The 10,334-nt window shown below is 71.3% G+C and carries 10 protein-coding genes; 1 reads left to right on the forward strand and 9 read right to left on the reverse strand.

All coding sequences use genetic code 11. The annotated features are described in order from the left end of the window. Window positions 1-240 precede the first annotated feature (240 nt). The 6 genes from ACZ7L0_RS35445 to bldG all read right to left on the reverse strand — a co-directional run bounded on the left by ACZ7L0_RS35445 (window position 241) and on the right by bldG (window position 6,834). Window positions 241-438: a hypothetical protein gene (locus tag ACZ7L0_RS35445; RefSeq protein ID WP_471246661.1), complete on the reverse strand. Its 198-nt coding sequence runs from the start codon at window positions 436-438 to the stop codon at window positions 241-243. A 366-nt stretch (window positions 439-804) separates the two neighbouring features. Next, window positions 805-2,337, reverse strand: a complete 1,533-nt coding sequence (locus ACZ7L0_RS35450; protein WP_471246662.1) for a DUF7059 domain-containing protein — start codon at window positions 2,335-2,337, stop codon at window positions 805-807. Between the two features lie 27 nt (window positions 2,338-2,364). Continuing rightward, window positions 2,365-2,973 carry a small secreted protein gene (locus tag ACZ7L0_RS35455; RefSeq protein ID WP_471246663.1) on the reverse strand — a complete coding sequence of 203 codons (609 nt, stop codon included), beginning with the start codon at window positions 2,971-2,973 and terminating at the stop codon, window positions 2,365-2,367. A gap of 194 nt (window positions 2,974-3,167) precedes the next feature. After that, window positions 3,168-5,576: a sodium-translocating pyrophosphatase gene (locus ACZ7L0_RS35460; protein WP_471246664.1), complete on the reverse strand. Its 2,409-nt coding sequence runs from the start codon at window positions 5,574-5,576 to the stop codon at window positions 3,168-3,170. Window positions 5,577-5,886: 310 nt separating this feature from the next. Next, the gene (locus tag ACZ7L0_RS35465) at window positions 5,887-6,324 is read right to left on the reverse strand and encodes an ATP-binding protein (protein ID WP_471246665.1); all 438 of its coding nucleotides are present in this window, start codon (window positions 6,322-6,324) and stop codon (window positions 5,887-5,889) included. Between the two features lie 168 nt (window positions 6,325-6,492). Continuing rightward, window positions 6,493-6,834, reverse strand: coding sequence for an anti-sigma factor antagonist BldG (gene bldG, locus ACZ7L0_RS35470; protein WP_010986038.1), 342 nt, complete (start codon window positions 6,832-6,834; stop codon window positions 6,493-6,495). Window positions 6,835-6,916: 82 nt separating this feature from the next. On the opposite strand from bldG, the gene ACZ7L0_RS35475 reads away from it, so the two are divergent. Continuing rightward, window positions 6,917-9,445, forward strand: coding sequence for a DEAD/DEAH box helicase (locus ACZ7L0_RS35475; RefSeq protein WP_471246666.1), 2,529 nt, complete (start codon window positions 6,917-6,919; stop codon window positions 9,443-9,445). On the opposite strand, the gene ACZ7L0_RS35480 is transcribed toward ACZ7L0_RS35475, so the two are convergent. The 3 genes from ACZ7L0_RS35480 to ACZ7L0_RS35490 are packed head-to-tail and all read right to left on the reverse strand — an operon-like array spanning window position 9,336 to window position 10,319. Continuing rightward, on the reverse strand, window positions 9,336-9,767 hold the full coding sequence (locus tag ACZ7L0_RS35480; RefSeq protein WP_471246667.1) for an Rv3654c family TadE-like protein: 432 nt from the start codon (window positions 9,765-9,767) through the stop codon (window positions 9,336-9,338). The two genes, ACZ7L0_RS35475 and ACZ7L0_RS35480, sit on opposite strands and share 110 nt — an antisense overlap. After that, a complete protein-coding gene (locus tag ACZ7L0_RS35485; protein WP_471246668.1) occupies window positions 9,764-10,093 on the reverse strand; it encodes a TadE family type IV pilus minor pilin in 330 nt (109 codons plus the stop codon). Before ACZ7L0_RS35485 ends, ACZ7L0_RS35480 begins: the two co-directional genes overlap by 4 nt. A 25-nt stretch (window positions 10,094-10,118) precedes the next feature. Beyond that, window positions 10,119-10,319: a DUF4244 domain-containing protein gene (locus ACZ7L0_RS35490; protein ID WP_471246669.1), complete on the reverse strand. Its 201-nt coding sequence runs from the start codon at window positions 10,317-10,319 to the stop codon at window positions 10,119-10,121. Between the last annotated feature and the right edge of the window lie 15 nt (window positions 10,320-10,334).

Here is a 10,334-nt window from a genome sequence, read left to right on the forward strand (position 1 = left end):
GCTGGGGCCTCCCCAGGCCTTGGTCCCGGGGTCGCGGCGTTGCTGTGTGGCTCACTCGTGTGACGCTGCGGAGTGTGACGGTACATCCCGCCCCCGTGTCAAACGGGAAAAGCCCACAACGGCCACTCGAACGGTAACCCGACTACCGCCCTTCCTGCCGCCCGGAGTCCTCAGCGGCCCTTCCGCCCCCGTCCGGAGCGTGACGCTCCCCTTACTCCCGGGACACGGCGTGCGGCCCCTTCAGACGCGGGTCAGGCAGTACGTTCCGAGGGCCAGCGCGATCACCGCGGCGAGGCTCGCGAGGGTCGCCGATGCGACCTGGTTCACACCGAGGGCGACCGGCTCGCGTCGCCGGACCCGGGTGGCGGTCCACACCAGCAGTGCGGCCCCGAACAGGGCGAACACCACTCCCGCGAAGATCGCCGGTCCGCTCTCCATGACCCCGTGCGCCTCTTTTCCGCCGTCCGCGAGTGCCCTGCGCCGGGAGACTGCCACGCGCGGGCGGCGGGCGGGCGAACCCGAGGTGAACGCCGGGCCGACAACCCCTCGCGCGCTCCCTCACGCGCCCCGGGCGACCAGCGGGGCGCCAATATTTTTCCCGTCGATTTCTTGTCATCGGCGAGTCCCTGGATCACCGCGGTCCGATTCCCACACTTCTTGGCCGGTTTCCGACGCCTGTGGTGGCGGGTGCGTGCGGTGGCGGCGGAGGCGTGGCCGCGTGGACGCTGTCCGGCCGGTCGCGGGCGTGTGCTGCGGCCGACCGGGCGGGGCGGCACCGTCTGGGCTGCCGTCGGGGGGAGCCCCTCAGCTCGCCGGTTCCAGGAACCCCTGCTCGACCAGGAGCCGGATCTGGGCCGGGGTGCGGTCGCGGAGCAGTACCGGGTCCTCGCCCATGAGCTGGGCGATGGCGTCCAGGATGCGGCCGGCGCTGAGCGTGCCGTCGCAGACGCCCGCGAAGCCGGCGCCGACCGTGTCCACCTTGGTGGCCCGGCGCATCCCGCGGTGCTGGCGCAGCACCACGTGCTCCGGGTCCTCGGCGCCGGGCAGCCCGACCTGCTCCTGGACCACCTCGGCGGCGAGCCTGAAATGCCCGGCGAGCAGGGCCGCGTCGTCGTGTTCCCGCAGGTAGTCGAGGCGTTCGAAGTGGGCCAGGATCGTGTCCCCGAGTGGCTGTTCGATCGGATGCGGCCACTCCTCCACGGTGACCGAGGGCTCGGCGGCATCCGTCCTGCGCAGGGTGATCCAGCCGAAGCCCACCCCCTTGACCTTCCGCGCCTCGAACTCCTCCAGCCAGGCGTCGTACCGCGCCTGGTACTCGGCCGGGTCACCGCGGTGGTCGCCCGCGTCCCTCAGCCACAGCTCGGCGTACTGCGCGACGTCCTGCACCTCGCGCTGCACGATCCAGGCGTCGCACCCGCGCGGCACCCACGACCTGAGCCGGTCCTGCCAGTCCTCCCCCTCCACGTGCTGCCAGTTGGCGAGGAACTGCGCGAAGCCGCCCCGGTTCAGGCGGTCGCTCGCCCCTTGAACGAGCGATCGGCACAGATCGTCCCCGCCCATCCCGCCGTCGCGGTACGTCAGCCGGGCGCCCGGCGAGATCACGAAGGGCGGGTTGGACACGATCAGGTCGTACGTCTCCCCCTCCTTGACCGGCTCGAACAGCGAGCCGGGGCGCAGGTCGGCGGCGGGGGCGCCGGACAGCGCGAGGGTCAGCGCGGTGATGTGCAGCGCGCGCGGGTTGAGGTCGGTCGCCGTCACGCGCGTGGCGTGCCGGGTGGCGTGCAGCGCCTGGATGCCGGAGCCGGTGCCGAGGTCGAGCGCGGAGGCGACGGGCGTACGGACGGTGATGCCCGCGAGGGTCGTGGAGGCACCGCCCACGCCCAGCACGACCGCGGAATCCGTCTGACGTCCCTGGCCGCCGATGCCGCCCGCGCCGCCCACCGCGCACCCGAGGTCGGACACGATGAACCAGTCCTCGCCGCCGGGCCCGCCGTACGGCCGTACGTCCACGGTCGCGGCGACCTCGTCGCCACCCGTGCGCACCAGCCACCCGCTCTCGAGGCACTCCTCGACGGGCAGGACGTCCGCCACGCGCGCGTGCGGCACCGGCTGCTGGAGCAGGAAGAGCCGGACGAGCGCCTCCAGGGGCGTGTCGCCGCGGGTCGCCCGGAGCGCGGGCACGGTCTCACTACGGGCCAGCGCGGCGTACGCGGGGGCGCCGAGCAGCTCCAGCAGCCCGTCGGCGGTGAAGGACGCGCCGAGCAGGGCGTCGCGCAGCCGGGCGGCGACGTCGGGACGGTCGGGGGACGGCAGCGAGGGCAGAGTGGCGTTACTCACGCCCCTATTGTGACCCGCGCGCCGGGCTCAGCTGCTGGTGGCCGACGACGCCGTGGACACCTTCTTGCAGCTCGCCTGCTTGGCGATGGCGTCCTTGACGTCGCCCTGCTCCAGGTTCTGCAGGGCGGCGGTCCCGCTCTGGCTCTGCTTCTGCAGGTCCGTCATCTGGGCGGCGATGTCGTGCAGCCCGGTGGCGAACTTCCCCTGGTTCTTCGTGTCCAGCGCGTCGACCTTCTTCTTCAGGTCGGCGTAGGCCGCGGAGAGATCGTTGAGGTTCTTGACGGCGTCCTTCTGCCGCTTGGCGCCGTCGTCCACACCGGGGGGCGCCCCGGCGCTGCTGATGGCCGTGGCGAGCGCCTTGTAGCCGTCGGACATGTCCTGGAACGCCTGCGAGTCCGTCTTCTGGATGGTCGCCGGCGGGTTGCTGGTGTCCGAGGCGGTCTTCGTGATGGCGGCGTTGGCGGCCTTGATCTTGGCATCCTGCGCCGGCACCGCGTCGCAGACCTGCTTGGCCCACGCGTCCAGCTTGGGGTTGCCCTCGTCGCCGCTACTGCATCCCGTCAGCGCCACTGCCAGTACCGCACCGCCGGACAGCGCGGCCGCGAGCTTCTTGTTCACGGGTTTGGTCCCTTCCATGGCTCTCGGCCCCCGGAATCTACACGCCGCACGGCGGACACCCCAGACATAACATCCGCTAAGAGCCGTATTGTCACTATTTGAACCTGCGAGAGAAGGCTCACGGTGAGGTGGCGCCCACAACGCAGAGGCGGGCGGACGGCACGTCAACGCGTGCCACCCGCCCGCCCCTTGAGCAGGCCCCGTAAGACCGCCTACGAAACCACCGCGGGGTCAGCCGACTTGGACACCCGTTCCGCGTTTCCCTCCTCGTCCCCCACGGCGATGCCGCGCCGCTTGGAGATGTACACCGAGCCGACGATGACGAGCAGCGCGAGGACCGCGATCGCGATCCGCACACCCGTGTTCTTGTCGTCGCCGTAGGAGAACCGGATGACCGCGGGCGCGATCAGCAGCGACACCAGGTTCATGACCTTCAGCAGGGGGTTGATCGCGGGACCGGCGGTGTCCTTGAACGGGTCACCGACCGTGTCGCCGATCACCGTGGCCGCGTGGGCGTCGCTGCCCTTGCCGCCGTGGTGACCGTCCTCGACCAGCTTCTTGGCGTTGTCCCAGGCGCCACCGGAGTTGGCGAGGAACACCGCCATCAGCGTGCCCGCGCCGATCGCGCCCGCCAGAAACGAGCCGAGCGCGCCGACGCCGAGCGTGAACCCGATGAAGATGGGCGCCATCACGGCGAGCAGACCGGGCGTGGCGAGTTCCCGCAGGGCGTCCTTGGTACAGATGTCGACGACCTTGCCGTACTCGGGCTTCTCGCTGTAGTCCATGATCCCGGGGTGCTCGCGGAACTGCCGCCGCACCTCGAACACCACCGAACCCGCCGAGCGCGACACCGCGTTGATCGCCAGCCCCGAGAAGAGGAAGACGACCGCGGCGCCCGCGATCAGGCCGACGAGGTTGTTGGGCTGCGAGATGTCCATGATCAGGTTCATCGGCGCACCCGGTCCGGACACTCTCTCCCCGACGTCGCGCGCGCCGGTGGTGATGGCGTCCCGGTACGACCCGAAGAGCGCCGAGGCCGCCAGCACCGCGGTGGCGATGGCGATGCCCTTGGTGATGGCCTTGGTGGTGTTGCCGACCGCGTCCAGGTTGGTGAGCACCTGCGCGCCCGCGCCCTGGACGTCGCCGGACATCTCGGCGATGCCCTGCGCGTTGTCGGAGACCGGCCCGAAGGTGTCCATCGCGACGATCACGCCGACCGTGGTGAGCAGGCCGGTGCCGGCCAGCGCCACCGCGAACAGGGCCAGCATGATCGACGTACCGCCGAGCAGGAACGCCCCGTACACGCCGAGGCCGATCAACAGGGCGGTGTAGACGGCCGATTCGAGACCGACCGAGATACCGGCGAGGACGACGGTGGCCGGGCCCGTGAGGGAGGTCTTGCCGATGTCCCGCACCGGACGCCGGGTGGTCTCGGTGAAGTAGCCGGTCAGCTGCTGGATCACGGCGGCGAGCAGGATGCCGATGGCCACCGCGACCAGGGCAAGGACCCGCGGGTCGCCGTCCTTGCCCCGGATCGCCGCGTCGGTGACTCCGTCGAGGTCCGCGTACTTCGCGGGCAGGTAGACGAAGACCGCCACCGCCACCAGGGCGAGCGAGATCACCGCGGAGATGAAGAAGCCGCGGTTGATCGCCGTCATGCCGCTGCGGTCGGTGCGGCGCGGGGCGACCGCGAAGATGCCGATCATCGCGGTGAGCACGCCGATCGCGGGCACGAGCAGCGGGAAGGCGAGCCCGGCGTCGCCGAAGGCCGCCTTGCCGAGGATCAGCGCGGCGACCAGGGTCACCGCGTACGACTCGAACAGGTCGGCCGCCATACCGGCACAGTCGCCGACGTTGTCGCCCACGTTGTCGGCGATGGTCGCGGCATTGCGCGGATCGTCCTCCGGAATGCCCTGTTCGACCTTGCCGACCAGGTCGGCGCCGACGTCGGCGGCCTTGGTGAAGATGCCGCCGCCGACCCGCATGAACATGGCGATGAGGGCGGCACCGAGGCCGAAGCCCTCGAGCACCTTCGGCGCGTCGGCCGCGTACACCAGCACCACACAGGAGGCGCCCAGCAGGCCGAGCCCCACCGTGAACATGCCGACGACGCCGCCCGTGCGAAAAGCGATCTTCATGGCCTTGTGCGAGACGGTGGTGAGATCCTTTTCCGGCTCACCCTCCGCCGGAGTCGCTTCCCGGGCCGCGGCGGCGACGCGCACATTGCTGCGCACCGCGAGCCACATGCCGATATAGCCGGTGGCCGCCGAGAAGGCGGCACCGATCAGGAAGAACACCGACCGTCCGGCACGCTGGTTCCAGTCGTCCGCGGGCAGCAGCATGAGCAGGAAGAACACGAGGACGGCGAATACGCCGAGCGTGCGCAACTGTCGGCCCAGATATGCCTTGGCGCCTTCCTGGACCGCCTCCGCGATCTTTTTCATGCTGTCGGTGCCCTCGCCTGCCGCCAGGACCTGGCGCACCAGGACGCCCGCGACCACGAGCGCGGCCACGGCGACGGCCGCGATGACCGCCACGATGATCCGGTTGTCGTGGGTCAGGACTGCGGCTGCGAAGGTTGTGGGGTGGTCCAACTGATGAGGGGTAGAAAGCCCCGCCATTCGTCCTCCTTGACGCTTGGGCTGAGCTCAAGATGTGGACGGATTCTAGGTACCGGAACCTGATCTAAACAGACCGCGGTAAACGGAATTGGCCTTCACATGCTCTTCAGCAAATGATCGACGTCACGCCACTCAACCCGAAAGAGGTAATGCCTCAAAGCCATTGACACTTGATCAAATTATCGGGCGATTGATCGTGAATTCATTCACGAATTCTGGTGGCGTGCGGACAATAAGACAAAAGGACCCTGCTGAGCAGGGCCCTTCGGGTGATGCGGGGTCGGTCAGGCGAGTCGGTCAGGCGAGTCGGTCAGGCGAGTGCGGCGGCCGGCGGTGTGGTCGGCCAGGTCATACGGATCAGGCCGCCGTGTTCCCCGGTGGAGACCTCCACGTCGTCGACGAGGCCGCTGATGACCGCGAGGCCCATCTCGTCCTCCTCGGCCTCCACGTCCGCGTCGGGGGCGGCTCCGTCGGTCGGGTGACCGTCCGGGACCGAGTGCGGGGCCTCGTCGCCGACCTCGATGGAGAACTGCTTCTCGTCCTCGATCAGCGCCACCTTCACCGGCGCCGTGATGCCGACGCTCTGGTGCAGTCCGACGGCACGGGAGCACGCCTCGCCCACGGCGAGGCGGACCTCGTCCAGGACGGCCTCGTCCACTCCGGCCCTGCGCGCCACCGCTGCCGCCACCAGCCGGGCGGTCCTGACGTGCTCGGGCAGCGCGCTGAAGCGGAGTTCAACGGTGGCCATGCGTCCCCCTCGGAACTACGGGCGTGCGGTCGGGGGCCGGGCCGCCGAGAGCCCGGGCCCCCTGATGAACTTCTTCCGCCCGGGCGATCGACGCCCGGGACACGGGCCGACCGGACGACCGGACCGGTCACCGGTCCCAGGTCGCCTCGACAGCTCGGGAGACCCGAGTCAGTCGGTGGCCGCCACCGCTTCCTCGACCGAGGTGTGAATCGGGAACACCTTGGTGAGGCCGGTGATGCGGAAGATCTTCAGAATGCGCTCCTGGTTGCAGACCAGGCGCAGCGAGCCCTCATGGGCACGCACCCGCTTCAGGCCGCCGACCAGCACGCCGAGCCCGGTGGAGTCGAGGAAGTCCACGCCCTCCATGTCGACGACGAGGTGGAAATTCCCGTCGTTCACCAGCTCGACCAGCTGCTCGCGCAACTTTGGCGCGGTATATACGTCGATTTCGCCACCGACCTCGACGACCGTACGATCGCCGACGGTACGGGTCGACAGGGACAGGTCCACGGATCCTCCAGCACCTTGCTATCGAGCGGGTCGCCCCTCGGGCACCTCGGCTTGCGGCCCCCGGGACGCATCGCCAGCCGCGATGGCATTCAATCACTTACCGGCAGGCGTGCACGACGCCTTGGCTCCATTGTCCGTCACGTCAGTGACACACTCGGTGCCGATGGCCAAGAATCACCGATCCGATCGACCTCCGGCGGAGCCCGCGACCCGGTTCTCCCCGGGCACGGTCCTGGACCGGCTCGCCTCGGGGCCGAGCCGGGCTTCGCGCATCACTCATACGGAGCACTTGCCCCCGCGCGCGGGTCGCCATGCCGTTTGGCCTGATCGAATTCGCTCGGAAGTGATTGCCGCCGTACAGGCGTGCGGTATCGAGCACCCCTGGGCCCACCAGGCGCGCGCCGCCGAGCACGCCCTGGACGGCGACTCGGTGGTCGTCGCCACGGGCACGGCGTCCGGCAAGTCCCTCGCCTACCTCGTCCCCGTCCTGTCCACCCTCACGGATGGCGCCGAGACGGCGAACGGCCGAGGCGCCACCGCCCTGTACCTGGCACCCACCAAGGCGCTCGCGGCCGACCAGTGCCGTTCGGTGAAGGAACTTTCACAACCGCTGGGCACCGCGGTTCGCCCGGCCGTGTACGACGGCGATACTCCGTTCGAGGAACGCGAGTGGATCCGCCAGTACGCCAACTACGTCCTCACCAACCCCGACATGCTGCACCGCGGCATCCTGCCCTCCCACCCGCGCTGGGCCTCCTTCCTGAAGGCGCTCAAGTACGTCGTCATCGACGAGTGCCACACCTACCGGGGCGTCTTCGGCTCCCATGTCGCCCAGGTCCTGCGCCGGCTGCGCCGCCTGTGCGCGCGCTACGGCGCCTCGCCGGTGTTCCTGCTGGCCTCCGCGACCGCCGCCGAGCCCTCCGTGGCCGCCCGCCGACTGACCGGCCTGCCGGTGGTCGAGGTCGCCGACGACGCCTCTCCGCGCGGGGAGCTCGTCTTCGCCCTGTGGGAGCCCCCGCTGACCGAGCTGCACGGCGAGAAGGGCGCGCCCGTCCGCCGTACCGCCACCGCCGAGACGGCCGACCTGCTGACCGACCTCACCGTGCAGGGCGTCCGCTCGGTCGCCTTCGTGCGCTCCCGGCGCGGGGCCGAGCTGATCTCGGTGATCGCCCAGGAACGCCTGGCCGAGGTCGACCGCTCCCTGGCCCGGCGTGTCGCCGCCTACCGCGGCGGCTACCTCCCCGAGGAGCGCCGCGCCCTGGAACGCGCCCTGCACTCCGGCGAACTCCTCGGCCTCGCCGCGACGACGGCCCTGGAGCTCGGCGTGGACGTCTCCGGCCTGGATGCCGTGGTGATCGCCGGATACCCCGGCACGCGCGCGTCCCTGTGGCAGCAGGCGGGCCGGGCGGGCCGCTCCGGCCAGGGCGCCTTGGCGGTGCTGGTCGCCCGCGACGACCCGCTGGACACCTTCCTGGTCCACCATCCCGAGGCCCTGTTCGACCAACCGGTGGAATCCACCGTCCTCGACCCCGACAACCCCTACGTCCTCGCCCCGCACCTGTGCGCGGCCGCCGCGGAGATCCCGCTCACCGAGGAGGACCTGGAGCTGTTCGGCCCCGCCTGCGCGGAGCTGCTGCCGCAGCTGGAGGCCGCGAAGCTGCTGCGCCGCCGTACGAAGGCCTGGCACTGGACCCGCCGGGAGCGGGCCGCCGACCTGACCGACATCCGCGGCGAGGGCGGCCGGCCCGTGCAGGTCGTCGAGGAGGCCACCGGACGCCTCCTCGGCACGGTGGACGCCTCGGCCGCGCACTCGACGGTGCACGAGGGCGCGGTGCACCTGCACCAGGGCCGTACGTACCTGGTGCGCTCCCTCGACCTGGAGGACTCCGTCGCCCTGGTCGAGCAGGCCGACCCGCCCTACTCCACGGTCGCCCGCGACACGACGGCGATCTCCGTCCTGGAGACGGACACCGAGATCTCCTGGGGCGCGGGACGGCTGTGCTACGGCTCGGTGGAGGTCACCAACCAGGTGGTCTCCTATCTGCGCCGGCGTGTGATCACCGGTGAAGTGCTGGGCGAGACGAAGCTCGACCTCCCTCCTCGTACGCTGCGCACGCGTGCGGTGTGGTGGACGGTCACCGAGGACCAGCTGGACGAGGCCCGGATCAACCCGGAGATCCTCGGCGGCGCCCTGCACGCCGCCGAGCATGCCTCGATCGGCATGCTGCCGCTCTTCGCGACCTGCGACCGCTGGGACATCGGCGGCGTGTCGGTCCCGCTGCACCCGGACACGCTGCTGCCCACGGTCTTCGTGTACGACGGCCACCCCGGCGGCGCGGGCTTCGCGGAGCGCGCCTTCCACACCGCCCGCGACTGGCTGACCGCCACCCACCAGGCCATCGCCTCCTGCGAGTGCGACGCCGGCTGCCCGTCCTGCATCCAGTCCCCCAAGTGCGGCAACGGCAATGATCCGCTGCACAAGCGGGGCGCGGTGCGCCTGCTCACGGTGCTGTTGCGGGGCGCGCCGCAGGAGAAGCCGGCCGAAGAGGGGACGGAAGACTCCGCGCAGGCGCCGTGCCTGTCGGTCCCGCGGGACCCGCCCGTGACCTGACCTCCGCCGCGAACGGCCCCCGGCCCGACGCCGCCGTCACGTCCGAGGTCTCACCCACGAGCGCGCACCGCACCAGCCGCGCCCCCTGGGCCCGCGCCACCCGGCCGGCCCGGGCGCAGGCCGCCGTGCGGCCGTCGGCCCAGTGGTCCGCCGCCGCGAGCGCCGCGAGGTCCGCGCCGCCGGCCGCGCGGTGCCGGACGACCACGGCCTGGCCCAGGGCGAGGACGACACCGAAGACCACGCACAGCACGGCGATCCCGGCGACGCTCCACACGGTGGCGGACCCCCGGTCGGAGCCGCGGCACGAGGAACGGCATCTCATGGCCCCGCCCCCGCCGTCTCCTCCGCCGCGGCCACGGCCTCCTCCCGCACCTCGAAGGGCAGGCCGGTCAGCACCGGCGGCCTCGCGACGACCGTCACGCGCACGTGGTCGCCTTCGCGGGCCACGGTGACCCGCGCGCCGGACGGTGCCGCCGCACGGGTCACCGCCACGACCGCGTCGGGGGCGTCCTGGCGGGCCGCCGCCCGGGCGCCGGTGCGCGCGGCGTCCACGCACTGGATCCGCGCGGCCACCGCTAACAGCGCCCAGACCAGCGTCATGGTGAACGCCACCAGCACCGGCAGCACCACGGCCGCCTCGGCGGTCACGAACCCCCTGTCGGCCGCCCCTCGCTCACATCCGCGCACTGAGGGCTCGCTTCACGATGGCCTGCAGTTCCGCCCGGACCTGACCGCTCGTCACGACCTCGTAGAGCAGCAGGGCGAACCCCACCGCCGCGACGATGCCCATGGCGTACTCCGAGGTGACCATTCCCGTGTCCCGGCGCCACCGCGCCCGCAGCCGTCGCCCCGCGTCCTTCAGCCTCTTGCCCATCTCAACCCCCGTGAG

This window comes from Streptomyces sp. NPDC039424 (assembly GCF_055639495.1).

Coding starts and splice junctions, on each gene's coding strand:
- ACZ7L0_RS35475 (WP_471246666.1), top strand. CDS start 6,917: ATGGCATTCAATCACTTACCGGCAGGCGTGCACGACGCCTTGGCTCCA.
- ACZ7L0_RS35445 (WP_471246661.1), bottom strand. CDS start 438: ATGGAGAGCGGACCGGCGATCTTCGCGGGAGTGGTGTTCGCCCTGTTC.
- ACZ7L0_RS35490 (WP_471246669.1), bottom strand. CDS start 10,319: ATGGGCAAGAGGCTGAAGGACGCGGGGCGACGGCTGCGGGCGCGGTGG.
- ACZ7L0_RS35455 (WP_471246663.1), bottom strand. CDS start 2,973: ATGGAAGGGACCAAACCCGTGAACAAGAAGCTCGCGGCCGCGCTGTCC.
- ACZ7L0_RS35480 (WP_471246667.1), bottom strand. CDS start 9,767: ATGAGATGCCGTTCCTCGTGCCGCGGCTCCGACCGGGGGTCCGCCACC.
- ACZ7L0_RS35465 (WP_471246665.1), bottom strand. CDS start 6,324: ATGGCCACCGTTGAACTCCGCTTCAGCGCGCTGCCCGAGCACGTCAGG.
- ACZ7L0_RS35460 (WP_471246664.1), bottom strand. CDS start 5,576: ATGGCGGGGCTTTCTACCCCTCATCAGTTGGACCACCCCACAACCTTC.